The 26,465-nt window shown below is 64.6% G+C and carries 23 protein-coding genes, 2 pseudogenes and 1 riboswitch; of the genes and pseudogenes, 12 read left to right on the top strand and 13 right to left on the bottom strand.

Going from position 1 to position 26,465, the window contains the following annotated elements:
• Both ftsH and ABG82_RS03270 read right to left on the bottom strand, forming a co-directional pair.
• On the bottom strand, nucleotides 1-2,253 hold the full coding sequence (gene ftsH, locus ABG82_RS03275) for an ATP-dependent zinc metalloprotease FtsH (RefSeq protein WP_043079525.1): 2,253 nt from the start codon (nucleotides 2,251-2,253) through the stop codon (nucleotides 1-3).
• A 173-nt stretch (nucleotides 2,254-2,426) separates the two neighbouring features.
• Entirely contained in the window at nucleotides 2,427-2,852 is a 426-nt protein-coding gene (locus tag ABG82_RS03270) for a hypothetical protein (RefSeq protein ID WP_043079524.1), read from the bottom strand.
• 130 nt (nucleotides 2,853-2,982) lie between these two features.
• Between ABG82_RS03270 and ABG82_RS03265 the strand changes: the two genes are divergently transcribed.
• Nucleotides 2,983-4,632: a substrate-binding domain-containing protein gene (locus tag ABG82_RS03265; RefSeq protein WP_043079523.1), complete on the top strand. Its 1,650-nt coding sequence runs from the start codon at nucleotides 2,983-2,985 to the stop codon at nucleotides 4,630-4,632.
• Here ABG82_RS03265 and ABG82_RS03260 read toward each other — a convergent pair.
• Entirely contained in the window at nucleotides 4,629-5,291 is a 663-nt protein-coding gene (locus ABG82_RS03260; RefSeq protein ID WP_043079522.1) for a TetR/AcrR family transcriptional regulator, read from the bottom strand. The genes ABG82_RS03265 and ABG82_RS03260 overlap by 4 nt on opposite strands.
• Nucleotides 5,292-5,353: 62 nt before the next feature.
• Between ABG82_RS03260 and ABG82_RS03255 the strand changes: the two are divergent.
• Nucleotides 5,354-5,794, top strand: a pseudogene (locus ABG82_RS03255) (Coq4 family protein); the annotation flags it as partial.
• A gap of 19 nt (nucleotides 5,795-5,813) precedes the next feature.
• Here the strand turns inward: ABG82_RS03255 and ABG82_RS03250 are convergent.
• Nucleotides 5,814-7,052 (bottom strand): ISL3 family transposase, encoded by a 1,239-nt coding sequence (locus ABG82_RS03250; protein ID WP_043080596.1) that lies wholly within the window; start codon nucleotides 7,050-7,052, stop codon nucleotides 5,814-5,816.
• Between the two features lie 125 nt (nucleotides 7,053-7,177).
• Here ABG82_RS03250 and ABG82_RS03245 point away from each other — a divergent pair.
• A pseudogene (locus tag ABG82_RS03245) lies at nucleotides 7,178-7,570 on the top strand (Coq4 family protein); the annotation flags it as partial.
• 460 nt (nucleotides 7,571-8,030) lie between these two features.
• Here ABG82_RS03245 and ABG82_RS03235 read toward each other — a convergent pair.
• The gene (locus tag ABG82_RS03235; protein WP_043079539.1) at nucleotides 8,031-9,377 is read right to left on the bottom strand and encodes an amidase; all 1,347 of its coding nucleotides are present in this window, start codon (nucleotides 9,375-9,377) and stop codon (nucleotides 8,031-8,033) included.
• 119 nt (nucleotides 9,378-9,496) lie between these two features.
• Between ABG82_RS03235 and ABG82_RS03230 the strand changes: the two genes are divergently transcribed.
• From ABG82_RS03230 to ABG82_RS03210, 5 genes are read left to right on the top strand one after another with little or no spacing between them, the layout of a single operon-like run.
• Nucleotides 9,497-10,462, top strand: coding sequence for an alpha/beta fold hydrolase (locus ABG82_RS03230; protein ID WP_043079519.1), 966 nt, complete (start codon nucleotides 9,497-9,499; stop codon nucleotides 10,460-10,462).
• Nucleotides 10,462-11,664: an LLM class flavin-dependent oxidoreductase gene (locus tag ABG82_RS03225; protein ID WP_043079518.1), complete on the top strand. Its 1,203-nt coding sequence runs from the start codon at nucleotides 10,462-10,464 to the stop codon at nucleotides 11,662-11,664. The genes ABG82_RS03230 and ABG82_RS03225 overlap by 1 nt, the downstream gene beginning before the upstream one ends.
• Nucleotides 11,664-12,695, top strand: a complete 1,032-nt coding sequence (locus tag ABG82_RS03220) for a zinc-binding dehydrogenase (protein ID WP_043079517.1) — start codon at nucleotides 11,664-11,666, stop codon at nucleotides 12,693-12,695. The genes ABG82_RS03225 and ABG82_RS03220 overlap by 1 nt, the downstream gene beginning before the upstream one ends.
• A gap of 28 nt (nucleotides 12,696-12,723) precedes the next feature.
• Nucleotides 12,724-13,473 (top strand): SIMPL domain-containing protein, encoded by a 750-nt coding sequence (locus ABG82_RS03215; RefSeq protein WP_043079516.1) that lies wholly within the window; start codon nucleotides 12,724-12,726, stop codon nucleotides 13,471-13,473.
• Nucleotides 13,474-13,476: 3 nt separating this feature from the next.
• The gene (locus tag ABG82_RS03210; RefSeq protein WP_043079515.1) at nucleotides 13,477-14,085 is read left to right on the top strand and encodes an SIMPL domain-containing protein; all 609 of its coding nucleotides are present in this window, start codon (nucleotides 13,477-13,479) and stop codon (nucleotides 14,083-14,085) included.
• On the opposite strand, the gene hpt is transcribed toward ABG82_RS03210, so the two are convergent.
• On the bottom strand, nucleotides 14,082-14,663 hold the full coding sequence (gene hpt, locus ABG82_RS03205; RefSeq protein ID WP_043079538.1) for a hypoxanthine phosphoribosyltransferase: 582 nt from the start codon (nucleotides 14,661-14,663) through the stop codon (nucleotides 14,082-14,084). The two genes, ABG82_RS03210 and hpt, sit on opposite strands and share 4 nt — an antisense overlap.
• An 89-nt stretch (nucleotides 14,664-14,752) precedes the next feature.
• Here hpt and ABG82_RS03200 point away from each other — a divergent pair, with 89 nt between their 5' ends.
• Nucleotides 14,753-16,249 (top strand): flavin-containing monooxygenase, encoded by a 1,497-nt coding sequence (locus tag ABG82_RS03200; RefSeq protein WP_052511084.1) that lies wholly within the window; start codon nucleotides 14,753-14,755, stop codon nucleotides 16,247-16,249.
• On the opposite strand, the gene tilS is transcribed toward ABG82_RS03200, so the two are convergent.
• The 3 genes from tilS to dacB are packed head-to-tail and all read right to left on the bottom strand — an operon-like array spanning nucleotide 16,242 to nucleotide 19,638.
• Nucleotides 16,242-17,123 (bottom strand): tRNA lysidine(34) synthetase TilS, encoded by an 882-nt coding sequence (gene tilS, locus ABG82_RS03195; RefSeq protein WP_043079514.1) that lies wholly within the window; start codon nucleotides 17,121-17,123, stop codon nucleotides 16,242-16,244. The two genes, ABG82_RS03200 and tilS, sit on opposite strands and share 8 nt — an antisense overlap.
• Nucleotides 17,124-17,179: 56 nt before the next feature.
• Nucleotides 17,180-18,241, bottom strand: a complete 1,062-nt coding sequence (locus ABG82_RS03190) for a zinc-dependent metalloprotease (protein ID WP_043079513.1) — start codon at nucleotides 18,239-18,241, stop codon at nucleotides 17,180-17,182.
• Nucleotides 18,241-19,638: a D-alanyl-D-alanine carboxypeptidase/D-alanyl-D-alanine endopeptidase gene (gene dacB, locus ABG82_RS03185; protein ID WP_043079512.1), complete on the bottom strand. Its 1,398-nt coding sequence runs from the start codon at nucleotides 19,636-19,638 to the stop codon at nucleotides 18,241-18,243. The genes ABG82_RS03190 and dacB overlap by 1 nt, the downstream gene beginning before the upstream one ends.
• Nucleotides 19,639-19,729: 91 nt before the next feature.
• Between dacB and ABG82_RS03180 the strand changes: the two genes are divergently transcribed.
• On the top strand, nucleotides 19,730-20,218 hold the full coding sequence (locus ABG82_RS03180; RefSeq protein ID WP_043079511.1) for an inorganic diphosphatase: 489 nt from the start codon (nucleotides 19,730-19,732) through the stop codon (nucleotides 20,216-20,218).
• Here ABG82_RS03180 and ABG82_RS03175 read toward each other — a convergent pair.
• A complete protein-coding gene (locus ABG82_RS03175; protein WP_043079510.1) occupies nucleotides 20,215-20,901 on the bottom strand; it encodes an MmpS family transport accessory protein in 687 nt (228 codons plus the stop codon). The two genes, ABG82_RS03180 and ABG82_RS03175, sit on opposite strands and share 4 nt — an antisense overlap.
• 114 nt (nucleotides 20,902-21,015) lie before the next feature.
• Between ABG82_RS03175 and ABG82_RS03170 the strand changes: the two genes are divergently transcribed.
• The gene (locus tag ABG82_RS03170; protein WP_043079509.1) at nucleotides 21,016-21,537 is read left to right on the top strand and encodes a 2-oxo-4-hydroxy-4-carboxy-5-ureidoimidazoline decarboxylase; all 522 of its coding nucleotides are present in this window, start codon (nucleotides 21,016-21,018) and stop codon (nucleotides 21,535-21,537) included.
• A gap of 20 nt (nucleotides 21,538-21,557) precedes the next feature.
• Here ABG82_RS03170 and ABG82_RS03165 read toward each other — a convergent pair whose 3' ends face one another.
• From ABG82_RS03165 to ABG82_RS03155, 3 genes are all read right to left on the bottom strand, one after another.
• Nucleotides 21,558-21,977, bottom strand: coding sequence for a hypothetical protein (locus tag ABG82_RS03165; protein ID WP_043079508.1), 420 nt, complete (start codon nucleotides 21,975-21,977; stop codon nucleotides 21,558-21,560).
• Nucleotides 21,978-22,069: 92 nt separating this feature from the next.
• Entirely contained in the window at nucleotides 22,070-23,659 is a 1,590-nt protein-coding gene (locus tag ABG82_RS03160) for a flavin-containing monooxygenase (protein WP_043079507.1), read from the bottom strand.
• An 83-nt stretch (nucleotides 23,660-23,742) separates the two neighbouring features.
• Entirely contained in the window at nucleotides 23,743-25,038 is a 1,296-nt protein-coding gene (locus tag ABG82_RS03155; protein WP_043079506.1) for an aminotransferase class V-fold PLP-dependent enzyme, read from the bottom strand.
• A gap of 32 nt (nucleotides 25,039-25,070) precedes the next feature.
• Nucleotides 25,071-25,215: riboswitch (SAM riboswitch) on the bottom strand.
• A gap of 255 nt (nucleotides 25,216-25,470) precedes the next feature.
• On the opposite strand from ABG82_RS03155, the gene ABG82_RS03150 reads away from it, so the two are divergent.
• Nucleotides 25,471-26,436, top strand: coding sequence for a TerC family protein (locus tag ABG82_RS03150; RefSeq protein ID WP_043079536.1), 966 nt, complete (start codon nucleotides 25,471-25,473; stop codon nucleotides 26,434-26,436).
• The last annotated feature ends 29 nt before the right edge of the window (nucleotides 26,437-26,465 follow it).

Raw genomic sequence — 26,465 nt, 5'->3', positions numbered from 1 at the left:
TCAGCTCTTGCTCTCGCTGCCCTCATCCGGAACCGATCCCGGCTGCTGATGCGGTGTCGGCACCGGATAGGGATAAGGCTGGGGCGGATAAGGCTGATAGCCCGGCTGCGGGTAGGGAGCCTGTCCCGGCGGTGGCCAGCCAGGCGCATACCATCCGGCTGGCGCACCGTAGTTCGTTCCTGGCGGAATCGGCTGCCCGGCTTGGCCGTTGGGCACGTGTCCATGCGGGGCGACCGGCGCTTGCGGCGCACCGTTGGCCGGCGCCGCAGCGGCCGCCTGCTCGGCGATGGCCTTTTTGAACGCGGGCTCGGGAACCGGCGGGGGCCAGGGTTCGCCGCGTTCGATCGCAAGCTCACCGGGTGTCTTGATGGGGGGCTTATCCGACGGAATACGGCCACCGAAGTCGTCGAACATCGTCAACCGCGGGCGGCGCTGCACGCCGGAGAAGATTTCCTCGAGTTCCTTGCGGACCACGGTTTCCTTCTCCAGCAGTGCACCGGCCAGCGTGTCCAACACATCCCGGTACTCGGTAAGGATGGCCCAGGCCTCGGTGTGCGCTGCCTCGATGAGATTACGTACCTCCTCATCGATCTCGCGGGCAACCTCATGTGAGTAGTCGGCCTGCGTGCCCATCGTGCGGCCCAGGAACGGGTCGCCGTGCTCGGTGCCGTAGCGCACCGCACCAAGCTTGGCGCTCATGCCGAACTCGGTGACCATGGCGCGGGCCTTCTTGGTGGCCTGCTCGATATCGGAGACCGCACCGGTGGTCGGCTCCCGGAATACGAGTTCCTCGGCCGCCCGGCCGCCCATCGCGAAGACCAGCTGCGCGATCATCTCCGACCTGGTGGCCAGCCCCTTGTCGTCTTCGGGGACGGCGATGGCGTGCCCGCCGGTACGGCCACGCGCCAAGATGGTGACCTTGTAGACACGCTCGATATCGGGCATGGCCCAGGCGGCCAGCGTGTGCCCGGCCTCGTGGTACGCGGTGATCTTCTTCTCGTGCTCGCTGATGATGCGGCCCTTACGACGCGGACCGCCCACCACCCTGTCGACCGATTCCTCGAGCGCGGCAGCCGTGATCACGGTGCCGTTCTCGCGAGCGGTGAGCAACGCGGCCTCGTTAATAACATTGGCGAGGTCGGCGCCGGACATACCGACAGTGCGCTTGGCCAGACCGTCGAAGTCGACATCGGGCCCGAAAGGCTTGCCCGCCGAATGAACCTTGAGCACCGCCTTACGGCCGGCCAGGTCGGGGCTGGAGACGGGGATCTGCCGGTCAAAACGGCCGGGGCGCAACAGCGCTGGATCCAGGATGTCAGGGCGGTTGGTGGCCGCGATCAGGATGACGCCCTGACGATCACCGAAACCGTCCATCTCCACCAGCAGCTGGTTCAAGGTCTGCTCGCGCTCGTCGTGTCCGCCGCCCAGGCCGGCGCCGCGCTGGCGGCCGACGGCGTCGATCTCGTCCACGAAAATGATGCAGGGGCTGTTCTGCTTGGCCTGCTCGAACAGGTCACGCACGCGTGAAGCACCAACGCCCACAAACATTTCCACGAAATCAGAGCCAGAGATGGTGAAGAACGGCACTCCTGCCTCACCGGCGACAGCGCGGGCCAGCAGGGTCTTACCCGTGCCCGGAGGACCGTAGAGCAGCACACCGCGCGGGATCTTGGCGCCGAGCGCCTGGTACCGCGACGGGTTCTGCAGGAAGTCCTTGATCTCGTAGAGCTCCTCGACCGCCTCATCGACCCCAGCCACATCGGCAAAGGTGGTCTTGGGCATGTCCTTGGACAGCTGCTTGGCGCGCGATTTACCGAAACCGAAGCCCATGCCCCGGCCACCGGACTGCATGCGACTGAAGGCGAAGAACAGCACCACCAACAGGATCACCGGCAGCAGGTACAGCAGCAGCGATCCCAGGATGCTGCCCTGGTTCACTGTGGTGCTGACTGTCGCGCCCTTGCCGTTCAGCTTTTCCAGCAGCGGCACTCCGTACCCCGTGGGGTACTTGGTGATGACCTTGTCTTTACCCTCGGTATCGCCGTTGGCAGCCTTCAGGTCCAACCGCAGCTGTTGCTCGCGGTCGTCGATGCGGGCGCTCTTGACGTTGTCGGTGTCGATCTGCTTGATCGCGACCGTGGTGTCCACGGGCTTGTAACCGCGGGTGTCGTCGCTGAAGTAGAAGAACGACCACCCCAGTAGCAGCACCACCACGATGACGCCCAGGGTGCGAAACACGTTTGTCCGGTTCATACAGCGTCGGCCGCGGTCAGCGGCCCGGTCCTTCCGTAGTCATGGGGCAGGCGATAGGAAGCCATATAGGTATTCATCAAGAACCCTCAGGCTACCTCACCTGCATGTTCGCTTCTGTGGCGCGCACTACGCCCAGGGTGAAAACGAAGGTAGGCCCCGGACGGTACGCACAGTCACGTGGTGAACAGGTTGATGTGCAGGTAAACCTCCTCGGGCGACCTGGTGTCCTGAACGATGTCGCGGTACACCCACGGATTCTCGACATGATCTTGTGCCTGCTTCACGTTGGTGGCACTCGACATCGGCGGACCTGCGATGACCATCAGAGTGGAGGGATCCGGCACCGGCCGGAATGGTGCGGTGAACACCGAATTCCGCAGCATCGTCCGCACATCTGACTCATTGGCGCGCAGCACGACCCGATATGAGGTGTCGATACCGTGATCCATCCGCACCCTGAGCACCTGCACTCCGGTGGGAATGCCTATCCGGCCGAATGCCTCGGCTTCCGCCACCGGCACCTCCACCCCCGTCGGGCCGAAATCGAGCGAACACCCAGCTAACAGCGCGCACAGCACCAGCCCCACCAGTGCCCGCATAGATCCCCCTTGATGAACGCCAACTGCCTGCTCAGGCCTCCAGACAGTGATCTTGTTCACGGTACTATCGCCCGAGCCTCACGACGCGGGCACCAGGTCTGCGTGCCCCCGAGAACGAAGAGGTCTAGTCATGCCTGGTCGCCACAGTGAACGCAATCGCCGAAAACAACAACGCTCGGCTGGGTCACGTCTGCCCAGATGGGTCACATTGGTAGTCGTCGCCCTCCTCCTGCTCGGCGGAGCCGGTTTTTTCGCCTACAAGAAGCTGTCCGAACGATGCGGGGACGTCGAGACCTTCACCGTTGCCGCCGACCCGACCATCGCGCCCGCGATAGCGGCAGCGATCGACGGCGCCAGCGCCAAAGAACTCGGTTGCGCGAAATTCACCGTGACGCCGAAGCCCTCCGCCGCAACGGCCGCGACCATCGGCAAGCCCGGTGCAGCACCGGCACTGTGGCTGCCCGATTCGTCGGTGTGGCTGGCCAGACAGCTGCGTGCCACCGGGTCCGCGCTGGATTCGGCAAGCCAGTCGGTGGCCCGCACTCCGGTCGTGGTGGTGGCCAGGCAAGGTGAGGCACCGGTATTGGACTCGTGGCTGGCCGTGCTGAAACAGCCAGGCCTGCGGATCGGCAATCCGCTGGAGGACTCCGTCTCGGCCGCTCCCGTGCTGGGCGCGCTCGCCGAGGCCGAGCAGGGGAAGAGCGATCCCAGCGCGATCACCGCGGCGCTCGTTCCCATCGCACAGGCACAGCTGACCAACACCAAGCAGGGCAGCGCCGAGGAACGCCTGGGCGAGGTCGCCAAAACCGGCGGCCTGGCGGTCTCGACCGAACAACAGCTGGTGGACTACAACGCCAAACATCTGGATACCAAGCTCACCGCCGTGGTCCCCACAACGGGCGCACCGACCCTGAACTATCCGATCGCGGTAACCGAATCGGCCAACGACCGGCATGCCGACGCCAAACGCGCGGGCGAGGTACTCGCCGAACGCCTCTCCGGTGACGACGGCAAGGAAGCCCTGGCGCACACGGGATTCCGCGGACCGGACTTCGCCCCGTTGCCGGGTGCCGGAGTAGGCGTGGTGGACACCCTCACCGTCAACGACCTGACGGCATTCGACGCGGCGATGCGCCGATACGCGGTGCTGGCCTTGCCGTCCCGGATGCTTGCCGTGCTGGATGTGTCAGGCTCAATGAAGTTCTCCGCCGGGCCGACCACCCGGGTCGGCCTGCTGAGCCAGGCCATCGACAACGGTTTGCCGCTGTTCCCCGAGAACGCGCAGATAGGCCTGTGGGCTTTCTCCATCGACAAGGGCGGCCCGGGCCAGGACTGGAAGGAGTTACTGCCGATCCGCACGCTCAGCGAGAAGGTGGGCGATAAGGCCCAACGTCAGCTGCTGGCCGATGAAGGCCACGGCCTGGACGCACTCGTCGGCGGCGGGACGGGTCTGTACGACACCACGCTCGCGGCATTCCGCAAGGTGCAGTCGACGTACGACCCGCACTACATCAACAGCGTGGTGATCATCACCGACGGATCCAACGAAAAACCCAACGGCCTGACGCTGGACCAGCTGCTCGCGACATTGAAGAAGGAACAGGACCCGGCACGCCCTGTCGTCCTGATCACCCTCGGTATCACCGATGACGCCGATGCCGCTGTGCTCAAACAGATTTCGGATGCCACGCCGGGCGCGGGCAGCCGAGTCGCACGCAACGCGGACGAGATCCCCAACATCGTGATCGACCTCATCAAGGCGAGGACCGCGGCCCGCTAGACGAAGACCGCTTCCGGCTCCGGCGGGTTCGCCAGCAGGGTGGGCAGCACGAAAACCCTTACATAGCGCCGAACCTGCTCGGGATTGTCGGTGCCCGGTATCAGTCCGAGCAGCAGGGACAGTGCGACGGATAGCACGTAGCGCGCCGCGTCCTCGGGCCGAACACCCTGACGTACCTCGGTTATCCTGGTACTGAAGACGCCCGCGTACAAGGACGTCAATAGATCAATAAGGTTGGGGGCATTGACAATTAGTGAGGCTACCGTGCCGTGATCATCGCGGTCGGCAAGCACCCGCAAAAGCGGATTGGCGCCGACCTCCACCGAAACGATCACCATTGATTCGGGAATGATCTCGGCCAGGCCGTTCAGAGCCATCAGGCGTCCGATCATGTTGCTGATCTCGCTCATCGTCGCGCGAACCACCAGGGCATCCATCAAATCGTCGCGGTTCCGGAAGTGCCGATACACCACGGCCCGGCTGTACCCAGCTTCCCGCGCAATGGCTTCCATCGTGGACGCGCCGTATCCGCGTGCGATGAACAGGCGCTCCGCGGCATCGAGCAGCTGCGCCTGCGCCTGTTGTGCGGTATTCCCACCGCCCGGTGGCCTGCCACGGCCACGGGGAGCCTTGCCCTCGCCCTCACTCTTGCGAGCCATCCCCTCACTGCCTCCTCAAACAATATATTGACACTTTGTTTGATGTGTCTATTATTAGCCGTATGCCTACCAACCTGGCCAAATACTCTAATCCCGACGGCGTGGTACCCGACCGTGCGACGTGGACCCCATGGCTGCGGGCCTGGCGCATGCTGATCGACGCCAAACACCACGGCGATATCTACGAGGCGTTTCTCGGCATGGAAGCACCCGTCTTCGCACGGGCCTACTACCAGGTGCGGTCCCACCCGAACGGCCGGAAGCTGTTCAAGCACAAACCGGATCTGCTCTCCGTACTGAACGACGTGGAGTACCTGGGCTCGCTGCCGTTCGGCAGCCTGGGGCACGCATATCTCTCGTTCCTGAACACCAACAAGCTGGACGCCGGCGTGTTCGGCGAATCGAGCATCATCAGACCCATTGCCGAAAAGAACAACTGGGACGACGACTTCTACTACATGATCATTCGGGGTACCGCGCTGCACGACATGTTCGGCTCTATTGCCATGAATGTGGATGACCTCATGTGTGGTATGGGAGTTCGAGGGTCACCGGTCCGCAGACGAGCATGATCATGGCGAGCGCGTTCTCGGCGTTGTGGAAGCCGTAGGCCCTGCGGATGATCAACCGGACCTTGTTGTTGAGCCCTTCGTGGCGGCCGTTGGCCAGTCCGCGCTCCACCGCGGCTTGGATGCCATCGAGGTGTTTGTTGATGGTTCGGCCGACCTTGACGAACTGCGGGATCCGGCACCGCTGCGCCCATGAGCACCATTTCCCGAGCATGTCGGTGACGGTGTCGGCGTCAAGATCCCCGGCGAACACCGCCCGCAGCGATTCCTTCAGTTCGTAGGCGCGGACCAGTGCGCCGCCCTCGCGTTTGAGCTGGGCGAGGGTGGCTTTCTGTGTGTCGGTGAGGGATTCGGGGTTCTTCAGCAGCGCCCAGCGGGCTCCCTTGTAGGTTTTGGCGATCTGCTTGTCCGACAGTTTGCGCGCGGACTGCCATACCTGACGGCGAACGTCGTCGAGGGCGTCGGTGGCTAGTTTGACGACATGGAACGGATCGAAGCAGATCACCGCCTGCGGGGCATGTGCGCGAACGGATTTCGCGAATGCCGGCCCGAGGTCCATCGACACGGCCTCGATCTTCTTCGCGCCATCGGCGGGTAGGGCCGCGGTGAAGAACGCGTCGAGAGTGGCTGCCTTCTTGCCCGGCGCACCCCACACGATTGTGCCGGTGTCGTGGTCGGACACCAAAGTCAAATACTTGTGGTGCTTGCGCCAGGAGATCTCATCGACGCCGATGTCGACCAGCCCGGCCAGCCGGTCGGGGTCCAGTTTCTCGGCCACGACGCGCGAACACATCGCCCCGACGGTGCGCCACGTGACGCGGCAGAACGTCGACACCGTCTTCTTGTCACACTTGGCGGCCAGCCAGACCGCAAGGTCCTCGAAGTCGCGGGTGAACCCCGATCCCGGCCGCGCGAACGGCACTGACTCGGCCAGGACACCGTGCTCGGGGCAGCGCAACCGACGTCGCCGCAGTTTGAGCACACATACCCGCCCACTGAGGTCCAGGTGCCGCCACGCCGAATCCACCATCCGTGTGTCGTAGCGGTGCCGGGTACGGAAATCGCAATGCGGACAGGACATCACCCGCTGTTGCGGGCGCACCCACACCGTCACCTTGTCGCCGCACTCGACGTCGCGGACCGTGGTCTTCGGCAGGTCGAGGACACGGTTGAGTAAAGTGGTCGCGCGCACGGGCAAGCTCCTTGGTACGAGGTGTAGGAGCTTTCGAACCTATGAGCTACCCGTGCGCCCAGACCACTCCGCCACGCGAGACATAGCACACCCCACCCGACCCACATTCATGGCAATAGAGCCACATGTTCCACACCATCGGCGGCTACGGCCCGGATATCGCGGGCGAAATGGCCAATATCGGATTCCATTGCGGACAAATGGAGCCGGCGGGCCCCTTGGAGAAGCTCGGGCTGTTCGGAGCCCTCACCTTGCCCGGCGCCGCGGTGCCATTCAAACTCCGCTACTACCGCCAGGCAGTCGAGCGCGGCCGTCGCGCCGATCTGCTGATGGCCGCCCCTTGGGAAGAGCTACTTGAACTTCCCTACCGGGAGGCACAATCGATTCTCGGCGTCAGCCCCGTCGAGGTGGCTCACCCGCAGGGCAGGTGGACCACCGAGTGGACGCCTCCATCCATCAAGCCGCCCACCCCCTGGAACTACGAACGGATCCTTGTCGGCGGCCCGGTTGCGGCCTGAATACTCACCACTTCAACACAATTCGACCGCGCAGGCCACCTGCCTCGAGCAGCCGCTGCGCCTCAAGGTGTCGGACGGATTCACACCCGAGTACCGCACCTGCACCCGTATCTGGCCAGGTCCGGCTTCCTCGTCCGGAAGGTCGAGCTCCCGAAGCACGTCGGGATCACCAAACCGGGTAAAACCAACGGCTTTCACACTGCCGCGGAACTTCACGAAGCAGCCGGAAATTCCGGGTTTCGCGGGCGCCGCGCCGAAAAACTCCGTCGTTGACAAGTTTATCGGAGTGTCTAATATTCTGATTACGAACGTTCGCAACATAATCAAACGTGGTGTGCGGACCCCTCGACATCTCACTCGCACACCACGTGAACCGGGTGGTCATCCCCTGACCCCTGCCCGGTGCAGGGCGCCACCGCCGCCACGGACGGTGGCGCTCTGTTTGTCTGCCCGACGGTGTCTACGTGTAACGCGCGGGCCTGCGCGCCCAGGGCCGGTGCCGTTCCAGCTGACCCGCGAGCGCGAGTAGCAGCGCCTCGCCACCGGGCCGCGCGGCACATTGAACACCCACTGGGGTTCCCGAGATGGGATGGATACCTGCCGGAATAGTGACGGCCGGCCAGCCTGCCATGCTCCAGAACGGGGTATAGGTGGTCGACATCGACGCGGCTGCCACATTCGCCAGCCAGCCGCGCTGCGACCAGGCGACGGCCTTCACCGGCATTCGCGGCGAAGTGGGGGTCATCACGACATCGGCGGCGTGATCGTCGAAGAACTGCTCCGCCTGCCGCGCGGCCTCCGCGATCTGTTCACCCGACACCCGGTTCCGCAGCCGCCGCCCCAACCGCAGATGCCGAATGTTCCGGCGCTGCAAGGCCTGGGGGTCCGCCACCGACGCTTCGACGTCGGCCGCCGGAGTGCTGAACCAACGCGCGAAGACGGGCATCAGGTTACGCGGATAGGGCAAGCGCGCAGCCGTCGTGAAGTGTCCGACATCCGTCAACGTCTCGCGCACGGCCACTACCGCCCTGCGCGCGGCATCATCGGCCCACACATGCGGAACCGGCTCGTTGTCGGGTAACACCACACGCAGTGAGCGCGGTACGTCCACCACCGCGAGCCGGGGATCATCGGCCAGTACCGAGAACAATAGAGCGGTGTCGGCGACAGTCGCCGCAATCGGGCCGTTGACCCCGACGCCACCCCAGGATGTCGCGCCCAGCTCCGCGGGGACTACTCCGATCCCCGGCTTGAGCGCCACCAGCCCACAGCAGGCCGCCGGTACCCGCAGGGAACCGAATCCATCCGATCCGACGGCTACGGGCACCATCGCGGCCGCGACGGCGGCGGCGGAGCCACCCGAAGAACCGCCCGCGGTTCGCCCGGTTGCCCACGGGTTCTTGGTGATTCCATGTGCACCGTCCGTGGTGGGCCACAACGACAACTCCGGTACCGCGGTGAGCCCCAGGATGATGGCTCCCGCCTGCCGCAGCCTGGTGATCAGCGGGTGATCATGCGACCGCGGCTCTGCCGAGGTGGCCGCTGAACCGATCCGCATGGGCTCGCCGGCGACCGGGATCACGTCCTTGATCGCGACCGGCACACCCGCCATGGGCAATCGGGCTAAATCATCCCGACCCGCCAGCTGCTGCGCCTCACGCATGGCGGCATCGACCCTTACCCTGACAAATGCGCAAATCTCTTTGTCCCGCTCAGCAATTCGGGCAAGCGACTGCTTTACCACGGCAACCGGGTCCAGCACACCAGCACGCACCGCCGCCGCGATCTCGGTGGCGGTGAATTCCATGGCCTCAGTGTGGCCGACGATCACAGTCTCTAGTCGGCGATTGCGCGTTGTGGTTTAGTGGCAAGCACAACGCGCGACGACAAGGCTGTTGACCACCCTCGGAAGGTGAGAATGCGCTCATGACCGATGCTGCTGTGGATATCCGGGAACGTGACATCGCCACAAACGGCGTGCACCTGCGCATAGTCGAGGCAGGTGAACCCGGACAGCCGGCAGTCGTTCTGTCCCACGGTTTCCCCGAGCTGGCATATTCCTGGCGCCACCAGATCCCGGCGCTGGCAGCTGCCGGATACCACGTCATCGCCCCCGATCAACGGGGTTACGGCAGATCGAGCGTGCCCGCGCATATCGATGACTACAACATCGAGGCGCTCTCCGACGATCTGCTCGGAATCCTCGACGAAGTGGGCGCCGGGAAGGCGACATTCGTCGGGCACGACTGGGGCGCCGTCGTCACCTGGCACACCGCGCTCGCGGTCCCCGAACGTGTCAGCGGAGTTGTCGGCCTGTCGGTGCCCTTCACCCGGCGCAGCCAGGTACCTCCCACCCAGGCATGGCACAAATTGTTTGGCGAGAACTTCTTCTACATCCTGTACTTCCAGGAGCCAGGAGTCGCCGACGCCGACCTCAACCGCGATCCGGCCGCCACCATACGTCGCATGATGGCGGGCATGGCCCGCATTGACGGCGCCGCGATGATCGCACCCGGGCCCGCCGGATTCGTAGAGCGCATGCCCAACCCCAACGAGCTTCCCGACTGGCTAAGCCAGGCCGAATTGGACCACTACATCGCAGAATTCACCCGCACCGGCTTCACCGGCGGCCTGAATTGGTACCGGAACTTCGACCGCAACTGGGCCCTCACCGAGCGTCTCGCGGGTGCGCAGGTGGTAGTGCCCTCCCTGTTCATCGCGGGTGCCGCCGATCCGGTACTCGGATTCACCGACCATGCCGGCAGCGTGAAATACCGCACCGACAACCGGGGAGATCTCCTCATCGAAGGTGCCGGGCACTGGATTCAGCAAGAACGTCCGAACGAGGTCAATACCGCGCTGCTGGAATTCCTTCGGGAGGTCGCGCACTGATGTCCACGGCACCCCTGCGCTTTGGCGCTTTCATCACGCCGTTTCATCCTGTCGGCCAAAACCCAACCACCGCATTGGAATACGACCTAGATCGAGTAGTTGCGCTGGACCGCCTCGGGTACCACGAGGCCTGGTTCGGCGAACACCACTCCGGCGGATACGAATTGATTTCCTGCCCGGAGGTTTTCATAGCCACCGCGGCCGAGCGCACCAAACACATCAGGCTGGGCACCGGCGTGGTGTCACTGCCGTATCACCACCCGCTGATGGTGGTAGATCGCTGGATTCTGTTGGACCACATCACCAGGGGCCGCGTCATATTCGGCACCGGACCGGGTGCGCTGCCCACCGACGCGTACATGATGGGGATCGATCCGGTAGACCAGCGACAGATGCAGGAAGAGTCTCTGGAGGCGATCCTGGCACTGCTGCGCGCGGCACCGGAGGAACGCATCAGCCGCGAAACATCCTGGTTCACGCTCCGGGACGCGCAACTACAACTACGTCCCTATACCCACCCATATCCGGAAATCCTTACCGCAGCCATGTTCTCACCCTCCGGGCCGCGATTGGCCGGCAAGCTGGGCGCCGGACTGCTGTCCTTGTCGGCGTCCATCCCGGGCGGATTCGCCGCCCTGGAGAACGCATGGGAAGTGGTCCGAGAGCAGGCGGAGATCCACGGTCACCCCGAACCGGACCGATCCAGCTGGCGAGTGCTCGGCATCATGCACCTGGCCGAGACACGCGAACAGGCCATCGCGGACTGCACCTACGGACTGCCCGACTACGCGCACTACTTCGGGGCGGTTGGGGTGCTGCCGCTGGCCAACAGTACGGACGGCGCCGACGGCACCGTCGACCCGTACGAATTCGTCAAGGCCTATGTGGATGAAGGGAACTGCTGTATCGGAACACCCGATGACGCCATCGAGTACATCCAGGACCTGCTCGACAAGTCCGGCGGATTCGGCACCTTCCTCATGCTGGGCCACGATTGGGCATCACCGGAAGCCACCTACAAGTCCTATGAACTGTTCGCACGCAAGGTGATTCCACACTTCAGCGGTCAGCTCACCGCCGCCCGGGCCTCTCACGACTGGGCCCAGGCCAAGCGGGGTGAGCTGCTGGGGCGTGCGAGCGACGCGGTCGCCAAGGCCATCGGCGAACATCAGCACGACCGGGCACAGAAGGCCTCGAGCTGATGCGGGCATCGGTGTTGCGCAACGGCGCCATGGTCTATCGCGACGACCTACCCGAGCCGGTGCCCGGTGCGGGTCAGGTGCTGGTCAAGGTATCCGCATGCGGCATCTGCGGATCCGATCTGCATTTCGCCAAACACGGCGCACAGGCCATCGAACTGTCCAAACAGATGGCGGGTATGCCCAGCCTCACCGACGGCGTCGACTTGGCTGCCGACGTCTTCATGGGGCATGAGTTCGCGGCCGAGGTGATCGAGGCCGGCCCTGATACGCAGGCACCGGCCCCCGGCACCGCGGTGACCTCGATTCCAATCCTGTTGTCCGCCAAAGGCCTCAAACCCATCGTCTATAGCAACAGCACCCTCGGCGGCTATGCCGAACATATGCTGCTGAGCGCGCCATTGCTGCTGCCCATCCCCAACGGCCTCGATCCGCGGCTCGCCGCCCTCACCGAACCAATGGCGGTCGGCCTGCATGCCGTCAACAAGTCGGCGATCCAGCCGGGCACCGGAGCGATCGTCATCGGATGTGGCCCCGTCGGCATCGCCGTGATCGCGGCCCTGCACAACCTGGGTATCGAGCCGATCGTCGCCGCCGATTACTCCCCCGCCCGGCGCGATCTGGCGCGGCGCATGGGCGCGCACCAGGTTGTCGACCCCAAGATCGAGCCGACCTTCGAAGCCTGGTCCCGGGTCGGCACGGGTGCGCCGGTGATCTTCGAGGCCGTCGGGGTACCGGGCATCCTCAACGAGGTGTTGCGCGACGCTCCACACAGCGCACGCGTGGTGGTAGTGGGCGTCTGTATGGAGCCCGATGCCATCACCCCCTATTTCGGGATCGCCAAGGAAGTTGCGGTGCAATTCGTGCTCGCCTACGACCCAGCCGAGTTCTCCGAAACACTGCGGCGAATCGCACACGGTGAGATCGACGTTGCGCCACTCGTCACCGGTGAGGTAGGTCTGGAAGACGTTGGATCGGCATTTGCCGATCTCGGTGATCCAGAACGCCACTGCAAGATCTTGGTGGTGCCATGAAAGGTCGGGGAGGACAGGAAGTGACCACATGCGAGCGTTAACACGAAAAGCGCTGACCCGGACAACCGCCATCGCCGGCGCCGCGGCCATGGCGGTACTGCTCGCCGGTTGCGGTGACGATTCCACCGGCAGCCCGGAATCGACGCGCAACGTGACCGTCGTCGGCAAGGGCGAAGTCAAGGGCGCACCGGATGTGCTCCGCGCCGACGTCGGCGTATCGGTGACCGCCAAGGACGTATCCGGCGCGCTGTCACAGGCGAGCGAGAAGGCACAAGCCGTGATCGACGCTGTGGTCGGGGCCGGGGTCGCCCGCGAGGATGTGCAGACCAACGAGCTGTCCATCCAGCCCGAGCAGACGTACCCGCAGGGCGGACCCGCCCGCATCACCGGCTACAACGCCACCAACTCGGTACGCATCAACGTCCGTGATCTCAAGAAGGCCTCAGAGGTTCTGGACAAGGCCGTGCAGGCCGGCGGCGATGCCGCCAGGCTGTCCAGCGTCAGCTTCGATCTCGACAACGACGCCGACCTGATGAAGGGTGCGCGCGAACGTGCCTTCAACGACGCCAAGGCCCGTGCCGAGCAGTACGCAGGCCTGTCGGGCTCCACGTTGGGCAAGGTGCTGCGTATCGACGAATCCCATGGCTCGGTGCCTCCGCCCGCACCGATGATGGGCAAGCGGGCCCCGATGCAGGCGGACGCCTCGTTCGCGCCGCCGCTGGAGCCGGGACAGCAGACGGTGACCTTCCAGGTGAGCGTCATCTGGGAGCTGAACTAGGCCATGGGTGACGTCACCGTTGTCGGCCAGGGTGAGGCCAGCGGCAGCCCCGACGTGTTCATGGCGACCGTCGGGGTATCGGTGCGGTCGCGCCGCATTGCCGGAGTGATGGGTGAGGTGAAGGCGAAGGCGCGCGCGGTCATCGACGCGGTGCTCGACGCCGGGGTGGCGGCCGAGGATGTCCGCACCGCGTGGATGTCGGTGCACCCGCAGTTCGATGGCAACCGGATCACCGGCTATGCGGCCGACAACTCGGTGCGGATCACCGTCCGCGACCTCTCGAAGGTCTCCGATGTCCTGGACAAGGCGGTGACCGCGGGCGGCGAGGCGGCCCAGCTGTCCGGCGTGAGCTTCGATCTACAGGACAGCAGCGACCTCGCCACGCAGGCCAGAGAGCGGGCGTTCGCGGACGCGAGGACCAGGGCGGAGCAGTATGCCGCGCTCGCGGGCGAAACTCTGGGCAAGGTGCTGCGTATCGATGAGACCGTTGGTGGCGCCGCTGCGCATCCGCGGGCCGAATTCGCGATGTTGCGGGCCGCCGGCGGGCCGCCCGTCGAGGCCGGTCAGCAGACCGTCAGCGCGCAGATCACCGTGGTGTGGGAGCTGACCTAGTCGGTGTAGACGCGTGGGTGCAGGGTGCCGATGAAGGGCAGATCGCGGTAACGCTCGCCGTAGTCGAGTCCGTAACCGACGACGAACTCATTGGGAATCTCGAATCCGACGAGGGCCACGTCGATGTCGACCTTCTTGGCCTCGGGCTTGCGCAGCAGCGAGACGACGTTGAGCGAGCGCGGCCCGCGTGAGGCGAGGTTGCGCATGAGCCAACTCAGGGTCAGCCCGGAATCAATGATGTCCTCCACGATCAGAACATCGAGGTTCTGGATGTCCCGATCCAGGTCCTTCAGGATGCGCACCACCCCGGACGACGAGGTTGCCGAGCCGTACGAGCTGACGGCCATGAACTCCATCTGGGTGGGGATCGGAATGGCGCGGGCCAGATCCGAGACAAACATGACGGCACCCTTGAGCACGGTCACCAGCAGCAGGTCACCCGGGATGTCCCGATACTTCTCGCCGATGGCGGCGCCGAGCTCCAGCGTCTTGGCACGAATCTGCTCCTCGGTGAGCAGCACCGACTTCACGTCGCCGCAATATTGCTCGCCGCATGCCTGATCCTGTTCGCAGGTCACGACGGACAGCGTGCCATGGACGACACGGGCAATCCAAGCCGGTGACATCGGCTAGTGACTTTGTTTACGAAATAGGTCACTATGGAAACGTGAGCAATGGCGCTTACGAGGCAGTCGATAAGACACAACCCCGCGACATCCGTGTGGTGGTGATCGGCGCGGGCATGTCGGGCCTGTGCATGGCCTCCACTCTCCGACACCGGGGTATCACCAACTTCACCGTCTACGAGAAGGCCGACGAGGTAGGCGGCACCTGGCGGGACAACACCTATCCCGGCCTGCAATGTGATGTGCCCTCGCGCTACTACTCGTACTCGTTCGCCCCGAACCCCGGTTGGAGCAAGGGATTCTCGCCGGGTTCGGAGATTCACCAATACTTCGTCAGATTCACCGACAAGCAGGATCTGCGTGGCAACATCCGCTTTGGCACGGCGGTAACGCGCGCCGAATGGGCCGACGGGCCCGGCCAATCACACTGGGAGCTGGAACTTTCCGACGGCAGTCGTGATACCGCCGACGTCGTGGTCAGCGCCACCGGGGTGCTGCACCTGCCACGCCTTCCCGAGATCGAGGGTTTGGGGAGCTTCGCCGGTCCGTGCTTTCACTCCGCGCGCTGGGATCATGCGGTGCCCTACGCCGGGAAACGGGTTGGGCTCATCGGCACCGGGTCCTCGGGGGTGCAGATCATCAGCGCACTCGCCGATCAAGTTCAGCACCTGTCGGTCTTCCAGCGCTCCGCGCAGTGGGTCGCCCCGGTTCCCAATTTCACCTACTCGGGGCTGTCCAAATCCATCTGGTCACGCGTACCCGTACTCAACAGATTCTCTTATCGCTTGTGGCGCTTCTATTTCGAACGAGGAGTGGGGGGTTCGGTGGTGAGCCCGGGCGCACGCCGCAAGCTCATCCAGGGGTTCGTGCGGGCATCACACCGACTGCTCATCCGCGACCCGGCGCTGCGCGAGAAGTTGCATCCCGACTACGAACCGCTATGTCGGCGGCTGGTGATGTCGGTGCCGTTCTTCAAGGCGGTGCAACGGCCCAATGTCGCGGTACTCACCGGGGGAATCGATCGCATTGTGCCGCAGGGCGTCATCACCAAGGACGGGCTTCTACACGAGCTCGATATTTTGGTGTGTGCCACCGGTTTTGACGCGCATTCATATCTGCGCCCCATGGAGGTCATCGGGCGCGACGGCATCAAGCTCAGTGATGAGTGGAGCGACGGGCCGCGCGCCTATCGCGCCGTGGGACTCGCCGGATTTCCCAACTTCTTCCTCTTGATCGGGCCCAACAGCCCGATCGGCAACAACTCGCTCATCTCGATCGCCGAGACGCAGGTCAAATTCGCGATGCATTGGATCGACGAAATCCGTTTTGGCCGAGTGCGATCGGTTGCACCAACCGCTCATGCCGCAGAGACATTCAATGCCGAGATGCGTCGGGCCATGCCCAACACGGTGTGGTCTACCGGTTGTGACAGCTGGTATCTGGGGGCCGACGGAGTCCCCGAGCTGTGGCCCTGGCCGCCGGTTGACTACCGGCGCACGCTCACCACACCGATACCCGGGGATTTCGCGATCACCTAGCGACGTCGTGGACCGACAGCACCAGCTCGTCTCCTGCCCTGGACGCCACCAAACGCTGGTATGGCAGATCGGCGCCCACGGCAACGCCGCCCTGCCCGCGCCAGCGGGTGACGAGCGCATCCACGCCGCGAATCTGATTGTCATTCAAGTCCTGTGCACCCCCCGCCAGCAGCCACAGCCTGATCACCCGGCGGCGGATGGCAGGCGCCAAGCCCCGTAGATCCGAGATCGCCAGGCTCCGCGTATCGGTAAAGACCGTGGCCGCCTGCGCGTCGAGCGCTTCCCCGTCTTCCCGCACCGACACCGCGGTGCGGGCCAGGGCCTCGGCGACACCGCCGCCAAGTACCTGCTCCAGCAGCGGCAGCACTTCGTGCCGCAGGCGCACCCGCACAAAGCGAGAGTCCACGTTGTGCGGGTCTTCCCATGGAGTGATCCCTAATTCGGTGCATGACGAACGTGTTTCGGCTCGGCGCCGGTCCAATAGGGGCCGGCCCCATGGGTCATCCCAGGGGCGCATGCCGGCGATGGAGCGCGCACCGGACCCGCGTCCCAGCCCCAACAGCACCGTTTCGGCTTGATCGTCGAGCGTGTGCGCGAGGAGCACCGGCTTTCTGCCTCTCGCCTGCCTCAGTGCCGCGTACCTGGCGCTGCGCGCCGCCGCCTCAAGGCCACCCACCCCATCGACGGTCACCGCAAGCACCACGGCGTCGCGGCAACCCAGGGCCAACGCCTGCTCGTGCGCCTGGGCGGCGACCTGCACCGAGCCCGGCTGCAGGCCGTGGTCCACGATGAGCGCCGTCACCGCCCAGCCCTGGGCAACGGCAGCCGCGGCAAGCGCCAACGAATCCGCACCACCCGATAAGGCCACCGCCACTTCAGATACACCAGAAAGGTACTGTGCACCAAATGCTTTGACCGCTCCTCGCAGAGCTAGAGAACCCGGGTGATCCATTGGTCCGGATCCTCGATCTCGGCAGGCTTGGGCAGGGTTTCCGCGTCCCGCCAGATGGTGTTGAAGCGTTCCATGCCCACCGTGGCCACCACGTGGTCGACAAACCTCTTGCCCCGCGTGTACTGACGCATCTTGGCGTCCATCCCGATCAGTGCGCGGATGATCCGCTGCAGTGGGGGCTGTTTGCGTGAACGCCGAGCCTCAAAGCGGGCTCTGATGGACGACACCGACGGGACCACCGCCGGCCCCACCGCATCCATGACGTGATCGGCATGCCCCTCCAGGAGGGTGCCCAGCACCAACAGGCGGTCCAGCGCATCCCTGCCGCTCTCGGACTGCATGGCGCGCAACAGATCGACTATTCCGTTCTCGCCCTGGCTCTTCGGTGCGCGAACGAAATCGGCCAGCCTGCCCAGCATGCCGGCGACGTCCTCTTCCTGCTCGTGCGCCAGGGTGGCCAGGGTTCCGGACATGTAGTCGGCCAGCCACGGGTTGGCCGAGAATTGCACGCGGTGGGTCACCTCGTGCAGACATACCCACATCCGGAAATCGCTTGGCAATACCCGAAGTTGACGTTCCACGGCAATGACGTTCGGATACACCAGCAGGAGCGCACCGGCACCGTCAGCGGTAAACGGGTCGTACTGACCCAGGATTCCCGACGAGACGAAGGCCAACACCGCGCCCGTCTGCGCGCCGGTGACACGTCCGGACAGGAACCCGGTGGCGCTCCCGCCACCGCCTGCCATCAGTCGCATGGACTCCGCGGCAGCCGCGATCCAGCTGGGGCGATCGATGATCCGGGCCTCCGGCACAAGCAGCCCATCCGCCAATCCGGTGACCTCACGCACCGGCGCCTCCGCCCGGCGCGCCGCATCCGCCAATTCGGCGATGGCCTGCTGGCGGGTGTACTCGGTGGTGGGTGGTGCCGGCCGCGCCAACTTGGCGCCGACGGTCGCGGCGAATTCCCAGTTGACCATGCGGCCAACCGTCAACTCCGGACTCGTGGTTCCGGTCGCCGCGTCACCCGACTCAGCCATCAGCTACATCCGCAGGACCGCAGCACGGCTGCCAGGTTGTCCACCGCGTTGCGCGCGGTGGGCGCGGTCGCGTGGTTCTGCATCAGTGAGAAGGTCAGCACTCGCCCGCTGCTGTCGGTGACCACGCCGGCCAACGTGTTCACGCCGGTGAGCGATCCTGTCTTGGCCCGTAACCAACCTGCCGAGGCCTGATTCTGGGTGACAAAACGCTCCGAGAGCGTTCCGCTGCCACCCGCGATGGGCAACACATCCAGAAGCGGGCGCAGCTTCGGTTTGTCGGTGCCGGCGGCGGCTCCGATGACCTCATCGAGTGTGCGCGCGGTGACCCGATCGTCTACCGAAAGCCCACTGGAGTCACGCAACGTCAGGTCTGTGAGATCGATTCCCGCGCTGCGTAATTGGCCCGTCACGGCATCGACGGTGCCAGTGAAGGTCTGCGAGCGGCCCGTGGCCAGCGCCACCTCGCGGCCGATGGTTTCCGCCATGACGTTGTCGGAGGCGTTCATCATCTCCCGCAGCCGCTCCATCAACGGCGCCGACTGAACGGACGCAATGGATTTCGCTGCCGGTGGCGCGGCGTCCAAGCGCACCGCGTCCGGATCGACCCCGAGCGCCGTGGCCAGCGCGCGCCCCGCGTCCAGCGCGGGCGTGACGGAACGCCGCGAGTCGTAATCGGTCGGCTGGGTGCGCCCGGCATCCAGCATCACGGCCTGGATGGGCGCGACATCGCCGCCGTCGATATCGGCGGGGTCCCATCCGGGCGCCATCGACGGCCCACCGAATCGGCTGATATCGACGGTGATTGACGTGACAGTGACCCCCGACTTGCGCACCTGATCTGCCAGATCGCTGATGCGCGCGGCATCGCGATACCAGGTGTCAGTGCCCGCCGGTGCCGCACTAACAATCGGGTCGCCCCCGCCCACCAGCGTCACCAACCCGCGCTGCCCGGCAGTGTCGGCCACCACCGAGGTGGTCAGCTTGGCGTCGCGCTCCAGGGTGAGCAGCGCCGCCGCGGCGGTCAGCACCTTGTTGGTAGAGGCCGGCACCATCGGCACCGTGGAGCCCTGCTGCCACAGCTCACGCCCGGTCAGCGCGTCGGTTACCCGACCGGTGAACATGCCCAGCGCCGGATCGGCCAGTGCCTTCTCCAGTGCTTGGGCCAGACCATCGGCCGTCGGGATCGGTGCCGAATCGGAAACCGGAACCACACCGGGTTTCGGGGTGACCAGCGCCGGTTCCGGGTTGGCGTTCTGCAACTGGCGCGCGGTAGAGGCGCCGGTGGTCAGCGAGGCCAGCAGCACCAGCGCGGCAATCGCCAACACCACAGCGACGGCGAGCAGAACGTGAGTAGAGCGCCGCCAATGACGCGGATCAAGTGCCCTGGCGGTGACCATGCTCTGCAGGGTATCGCTATCCTGGTGCGCGCTGGATGAGCGCTTACGCGAAGACCAACTGCTAAGTACCACCGACATTCAAGGAGCGGGTGTGGAGTTCGACGTCACCATCGAGATCCCCAAGGGTCAGCGCAACAAGTATGAGGTCGATCACGAGACCGGCCGAGTGCGCCTGGACCGCTTCCTCTACACCCCCATGGCGTACCCCACCGACTATGGGTTCATCGAGAACACGCTGGGCGAGGACGGCGATCCGCTGGACGCGCTGTTGTTGCTGCCTCAGCCCGTCTTCCCGGGCGTGATCGTCGAGGCCCGGCCCGTCGGCATGTTCAAGATGGTCGACGACGGTGGTGGCGACGACAAGGTGCTGTGCGTGCCTGCCGGAGACCCGCGCTGGGACCACATTCAGGACATCGGCGATGTCTCCACCTTCGAGCTGGACGCCATCAAGCACTTCTTCGTGCACTACAAGGATCTGGAGCCGGGCAAATTCGTCGAGGCCGCCGATTGGGTGGGCCGCGCCGAGGCCGAGGCCGAGGTTCTCGCGTCGTTCGAGCGTCTCAAGACCCAGGGGCACTAGCCCGGCATAGGTGCCTGGCACACGACGGCGAACACTTCGGTGCTGCTTTGGGAGACAATCACCCCATCAACGCTGATCGAGCAGCTGATGGTTCCTTCGCCGACCATGGTGACATTCATGGTTAGCGGAACGTCTCGGCGCGTGACCGTCACCGAGACGGCCCAGGGCTGCGAAACATTCGACACACGCACATAGTCGCTATCGGTCATGTAGGCGACATTGACCCCGCCGCCCGAGCCTCCCACGCTGTAGGTCACGCTCTTGCCGCCCTGCCCCGAGCCGCCCGGACCCTGGCCCGTCGTCGGCACCGGCTTGGGCGCCTCGGTCGTGGTGGGCACCGGTGGTGCCTCGGTGGTCGTTGGTGTCGTCTCCACTCCGGTGCTGGTGTTCGGTGGGGGTGGTGACGGCGGAGGCGGCTCCGTGGTCGTTATGGACGGCAGCGGGACGTCATTGGGCCCGGTCCAAGTGGTCGACGGGGTGACGGTGACCGTGCTCGGCGCCGCCACTTCGGTGCGGCGGGTAATGACCCAAACGGAGGTCAGCGCAATCACCAGCACCGCCAGCACACTGACGCCGGCGACTATCCAGGGCCATTTCGGCGGCTTGGGATCTTCCGGGTAAGGAACGGGCTCACCGCCGGGCCACTGCTCCTGCGGGTATTCCTGCCAGGCCGGATCCGTCACTGTCCCCCACTCCTTCCCCAACACTGCCGACTGCAATGTTACGTCGCGTTAAGCTCCTGCAAAATCAACCGTCACCCTCTAGCGAACCGCGGCAGCCCGCCGAATCATGGTCATATGTTGATGCATCAGGGCATCGGCCGCGACATCTTCAACCAGATGCCCGACACCAAGGCGGTCCACGCGCTGTACGAGTGTTGTGGCAGCGTGACCTGGGCCAGGAAGATCGCCGCGACACGTCCATTCGCCGATCACGATGCGCTGTTCCGGTGCGCGGACAACGAGCTGTTCGCGCTGTCAGAAGAATCTCTGGACGAGATGCTGACCGCCTATCCCCCGCTGGGCAAACGGCCGGGAAGCGTGCGATCACATGCCGAGCAGTGTGCGATACGCGATGAGACGCCGGGAATGATGGCCGCGCTGCGTGCCGCTGCCCATCGCTACGAACATCACTTCGGCCATCGCTTCGTCATGCATTTGTGTGGTCAGGACGGCGCCTCGGTGCTGCGCGCGATCTCTGATCGAATGCATCACGACGCGGATACCGAACGCAAAGTAACCCGCAACGAGCTCGCGAAGATCAATCGCACGCGGCTGGAGCGCATGCTCGGGCCCGAAGGCGGCTACGACAACTGGTGAGCGGCCTCCACCGGCGCCTGCTAGGCGGCTAGCGGTATCCGCTGCGGCAGCAACGCGAACACCCGGCGAGCGGCGCAATCGATGTCTGTGGTCGGCGATACCGGAATCAAGGTGACCCCGTCGGCCACCCCGGCCAGATAGATGTCGGCGATCAGGCCCGCCAGTCCCTCGGGAGTCCCCGCGTACGAGACCGCCGCCGGCACCCGCAGACTGGCGAAATGTTTACGGGCCGATCGTGAATCGGCCTCAATGTGCACGTACACGTCCAGGATCACGGCGACAGCGTCCTTGCGCGAGGTTCGCAGGGAATGCCTGGCCCGCTGCGCCTGCTTGAGATCGGGAGCGTTGACGCGCGCGGTGACACCCGTTCCGTTGGTCAGTTCCTGCCATCCGGCAGCGCCGTCGGTGAAGACCCGAAACGTTTCCTGTTGTGTCGACACAAACGCAACGGTACCTGCGAGAACCCGTGAGGGCCATCGTTGAATTCCTGATGAGCGGATCAACCCCGATCAGGCCGGCGGGGCCAACAGTCTCATCCCACGACTTCTTTGTTGCGCTTGCGCCGGCGCGCTGCTTTCGCAACAGGCGTGACCGTCTCGGTGCCATAGCTGTAGTTGTCCAGCCGGAAGTACTTGTTGTGGAAGTACATCTCGCCGAAACCGCCCGGACGGAAGGGGGAATCGCCGTGGTTGTCGATGTAGTAGGTATTGGCCGTTGAGCATGCGGGGGAAAGCCACAGATGATTCTTGTTGCGCTCATGCATCTTGTGGAAGTACGCGTCATGCACTTCCGGCTTCACCTCTGCGGTGGTTGCCCCTCGTTTCTTAGTCTCTGCGATGACGCGGGCCGCGTGCGTCGTGGTCGACTCGATGAGCATGTGATACGGGCCGAACACATACCCGTAGGGACCCAGCACCAGAAAGAAGTTCGGGTAATCGGGAATCGAGACACCCTGATATGCCTGGTAGCGATTCTCCTGAAAGAACCGCTTGAGGTCCTTGCCACGCCGTCCCGTGGTCGGGAAAGCCGGCATGTGATCCCAGATGGCGAACCCGGTGGCGCAGATCAGCACGTCTACTTCGTGCTCGGTCCCGTCCGCTGTCAGCAATCCCTTCTCCGTGATGCGCTCGATCGGCTCGGTCACCAAGGCCACATTTGGGCGGTTGAAGGTCTTGAGATAGGTGTTGGAGAACGAGGGGCGCTTGCAGCCGAATCCGTAGTAGGGCAATAGCTTCTCCCGGGTTACCGGGTCGTCCACTTGGGTGCGCATCCAAGACCGAATCCTGTTGGCCAGGGCCATCGAGGCGGATTCGGCGTACTTGGAATCGATCCTGAAGACGGCATCCGGGATGTACGCGGTACTGAGGTTGATGGCATACCGGATGCCCTTGGCCACCCCCGGGAACCCGAAAAGCGCCCGCCAGAAGCTGTTGTACTTCCAGTCGGGTTTGGGCCCCACATAGATGGGGGTGCGCTGAAACACGGTGAGATGGCCGACTTCTGGAGCGATTTCCGGAACCATCTGCAGTGAGGTGGCGCCGGTTCCGATTACAGCCACCCGCTTGCCGGCGAGCTGAACATCCTTGTCCCAGAGCGCGGTATGCATCAAAACTCCCTTGTAGGAGTCGATCCCGTCAATCTCGGGGAGCTTGGGTTGCTCGAGCCCGCCGGTCGCGGCTATTACATGCCGACCGGTGATGACACTGTCGTCCTCCAGCGTGAGTACCCAAATATTTTGGGACTCATCAAATTCCTGACGTACGACGCGTGTGTTGAATCGGATTCTGTCGCGCAGCTCATGCTTATCGACGAGTTCATTGGCGTACTGCTCGAGCTCGTCGCCCGGGGTGAAGAACTTGGACCAGGTGGTCTTCTGATCGTAGGAGAAGCTGTAAATGAAGGTCGGGATGTCGACCGCCACCCCCGGGTATTTGTTGGCGTGCCAGGTACCACCGGCAGCACCCCACTTTTCCAGGATCACGAAGTCGTGGATTCCTCTTTTGATCAGTTCCACCGCGGCTCCGATGCCCCCGAAACCGGCCCCGATGATCACGACCTCATGGTCGGGCACACCCGGTCCGGGCTGGTTGGCCACTCCACCTTGCACACGCGCACTAGTCATACGACGTCCTTGTCAGTCCGACCCGTTATGTGTCGGACTGAAAGTAACACGTATTAATAGTTACGGATATGCGGAATGCGCAATCATGCCGCCAGGAAGTCCGGCAGTGGGCGCGGATCGTCCAGCGGCCCGACCTGCCCGTCGCGCTCGGTGTAGGTCAGGGCCGGCCCGCGCTCGACAAGCTCGGTGATCGCGCCGATGAGGCGGGTGATGTCGCCGGCGGTGGTTCCCAGCCCGATGCTGGCGCGCAGCGCACCACCCGGCGCGCCCAGCCTGGCCAACAGCGGGTGCGCGCAGAATCGCCCGTCACGCAGCCCGATACCGTGCTCAGCCGACAGATAGGCGGCGACCACCGACGGCGTATAGCCGGCGACGGTAAAGGACACGATGCCCAGCCCGTCACGATCACCCTCCCAAATGCGCAGAGTGTCAACGCCTTCAATCCCACCGAGCCCTTCTCGCAGCTGTGCCGTGAGCGCTTCCTCGGCCTGTCCCACATCGCCGAGGGCGGTCAACGCCTCACACGCAGCGGCCACCGCGGCCACGCCAACCACATTGGGGGTACCCGCCTCATGCCGCTGCGGGCCGGTGAACCAATCGGCCCCATCGATATCCACATCGCGGACCGCGCCGCCCCCCGCGAGATAGGGCGTGGCGGCATCGAGCCAATCGGCCTGCCCCACGAGGACTCCGGCGCCGAACGGCGCGTAGAGCTTGTGCCCGGAAAACGCCAGATAGTCGATTCCGTCAGCGGCAAGATCTATTCGGCGGTGGGGTGCCAGCTGCGCCCCGTCCACGGCGATCCGCGCCCCGTTGCGGTGGGCCACGGCCGCCAGTTCGGCTAGCGGCAGCACCTCACCGGTGACATTGGAGGCACCGGTGACCGCCAAGAGTGCGGCGGGCCGCCGCGCCAACTCCTGGTCCAGCGCGGCCACGGTGTCCGCGACGGTAGCTCGATGCGCCACCACGCGAGCGCCATATCGCTGCCAGGTCAACAGGTTTGCGTGGTGCTCGATATCGAGCACCACCACCTCTCCCGGTACGGCAGACGCCAGCAGATTGAGTGAATCGGTGGTGTTGCGCGTGAAGATCACGTGCTGGCCGTCTGCGGCACCAACGAAACGCGCGACGGTTTCCCGAGCGCCCTCGTAGAGCTTCGTGCACACGCGTGAGGCATAGCCCGCACCCCGATGCACGCTGGCGTAGTACGGCAGCAACGCGGTGACGCGGGCCGCGACATCACTGAGCGCGGGCGCGCTGGCGGCGTAATCGAAATTGGCATACCGAATCCAGCCGCCTTGGGCCAGTGGAACTTTGGTATCGGCTCCCACTACCTGCGCGGCCGGCTGCTCAAACCCTGATTGTGCGGACACTGACATGTGACATCCCATCTCACCGGACCCGCCCGGCGAGTCCACGCTTGCCGCGCACGGTCGCGCGCGGCCAGGTCGTCACCTGGAGCACCCCGCCGTGGATGCGCCGCTCGCGTGCAGGCGAACGGCATGGAGGAGGGTTGCCGACCAGCTAGCCAGGGCTTATCGCTGGTTCTCATGACCTGAGCGCAGTGTGCCCGCGGGCCGCCGCCAGCGTCAAGCGCATTGCGCACGGTGATTGAAATGCTCGGCGCCAGGTTGGCGACCTGTCTCGATTTCCGGTCGCGGTGCCCATAGGGCACACTGGGCAACGGAGGGGAGTATTCCTTCGCTGCGGTGTCGTCATCACATCGGCCAATGATGGTCCGGTCGGTGCCGCGGGCCGGTGACCTGCCGGCGGAAGAGACCTCCGGCGTTTTGGCGACCGGAGGTTCAGTAATGCAGGTATCTCAGCTCGAGTGGATCATCACGCTGGCCGTCACGGTCGCGATCCTGCTGATCGACGTCGTGGTGATCGGCCGACGGCCCCACGAGCCCTCGACCCGTGAAACCGCCATCGCACTCAGCATCTATGTGGGACTGGCACTGGCCTTCGGGCTGTGGGTATGGCTCTTCCACGGCGGCCAATACGGGCTGGAGTTCTATGCGGGCTGGCTCACCGAATACAGCCTGTCGGTAGACAACCTGTTCATCTTCTTGATCATCATGGCCAGCTTCAAAGTGCCGAGGGTCTATCAGCAAGAGGCCCTGCTGGTCGGCATCATCCTGGCTCTGATCTTCCGCGGTATTTTCATCGCGCTGGGCGCCGTCGCCATCGAGCAGTTCACCTGGATCTTTTACCTTTTCGGGGCGTTCCTGGTGTACACCGCGATCAATCTGGCCCGCGATACCGAACACGACGACGATGCCGACAACGCCGTGGTGCAATTCGCCCGCAAGCACCTGCGCACCACCGACAAGTGGGACGGGCTGCGGCTGTGGGTCCGGGAAAACGGAAAGCGGCTGATGACGCCGATGTTCCTGGTGATCGTCGCGCTGGGCACCACCGACCTGCTGTTCGCCCTCGACTCGATCCCGGCCATCTACGGACTCACCAAAGAGCCCTACCTGGTATTCACTGCCAATGTCTTCGCCCTGATGGGGCTGCGTCAGCTGTACTTCCTGCTCGGCGACATGCTCAAGCGCTTGGTGTACCTATCGCAGGGATTGGCGTTCATCCTGTTCTTCATCGGCATCAAACTGATCCTGCACGCCCTGCATGAGAACGAACTGCCCTTCATCAATGGCGGCGAACCGGTGCACGTGCCCGAGATCCCCACACTGGCAAGTCTCGGGGTGATCGTGGTGACGCTGCTCATCACCACCGTTGCCAGCCTGTACAAGACCAGGCGCGCGGCCCCATAGCCGCGCGGCAACGAGCCGCGCCGCAGCCG

Source organism: Mycobacteroides immunogenum (assembly GCF_001605725.1).
GTDB lineage: Bacteria > Actinomycetota > Actinomycetes > Mycobacteriales > Mycobacteriaceae > Mycobacterium > Mycobacterium immunogenum.
This window is presented reverse-complemented; position numbering and strand designations above follow the sequence as displayed.

Bases quoted from the DNA above. Each gene is read 5' to 3' on its own strand.
- ABG82_RS03170 (WP_043079509.1), top strand. From the start codon at position 21,016: ATGTTGATGCATCAGGGCATCGGCCGCGACATCTTCAACCAGATGCCC.
- dacB (WP_043079512.1), bottom strand. From the start codon at position 19,638: ATGGTCACCGCCAGGGCACTTGATCCGCGTCATTGGCGGCGCTCTACT.
- ABG82_RS03210 (WP_043079515.1), top strand. From the start codon at position 13,477: ATGGGTGACGTCACCGTTGTCGGCCAGGGTGAGGCCAGCGGCAGCCCC.
- ABG82_RS03215 (WP_043079516.1), top strand. From the start codon at position 12,724: ATGCGAGCGTTAACACGAAAAGCGCTGACCCGGACAACCGCCATCGCC.
- ABG82_RS03230 (WP_043079519.1), top strand. From the start codon at position 9,497: ATGACCGATGCTGCTGTGGATATCCGGGAACGTGACATCGCCACAAAC.
- ABG82_RS03150 (WP_043079536.1), top strand. From the start codon at position 25,471: ATGCAGGTATCTCAGCTCGAGTGGATCATCACGCTGGCCGTCACGGTC.
- ABG82_RS03260 (WP_043079522.1), bottom strand. From the start codon at position 5,291: ATGGCTCGCAAGAGTGAGGGCGAGGGCAAGGCTCCCCGTGGCCGTGGC.
- ABG82_RS03225 (WP_043079518.1), top strand. From the start codon at position 10,462: ATGTCCACGGCACCCCTGCGCTTTGGCGCTTTCATCACGCCGTTTCAT.
- ftsH (WP_043079525.1), bottom strand. From the start codon at position 2,253: ATGAACCGGACAAACGTGTTTCGCACCCTGGGCGTCATCGTGGTGGTG.
- ABG82_RS03155 (WP_043079506.1), bottom strand. From the start codon at position 25,038: ATGTCAGTGTCCGCACAATCAGGGTTTGAGCAGCCGGCCGCGCAGGTA.
- ABG82_RS03190 (WP_043079513.1), bottom strand. From the start codon at position 18,241: ATGGCTGAGTCGGGTGACGCGGCGACCGGAACCACGAGTCCGGAGTTG.
- ABG82_RS03235 (WP_043079539.1), bottom strand. From the start codon at position 9,377: ATGGAATTCACCGCCACCGAGATCGCGGCGGCGGTGCGTGCTGGTGTG.
- ABG82_RS03160 (WP_043079507.1), bottom strand. From the start codon at position 23,659: ATGACTAGTGCGCGTGTGCAAGGTGGAGTGGCCAACCAGCCCGGACCG.
- ABG82_RS03265 (WP_043079523.1), top strand. From the start codon at position 2,983: ATGCCTGGTCGCCACAGTGAACGCAATCGCCGAAAACAACAACGCTCG.
- ABG82_RS03270 (WP_043079524.1), bottom strand. From the start codon at position 2,852: ATGCGGGCACTGGTGGGGCTGGTGCTGTGCGCGCTGTTAGCTGGGTGT.
- ABG82_RS03220 (WP_043079517.1), top strand. From the start codon at position 11,664: ATGCGGGCATCGGTGTTGCGCAACGGCGCCATGGTCTATCGCGACGAC.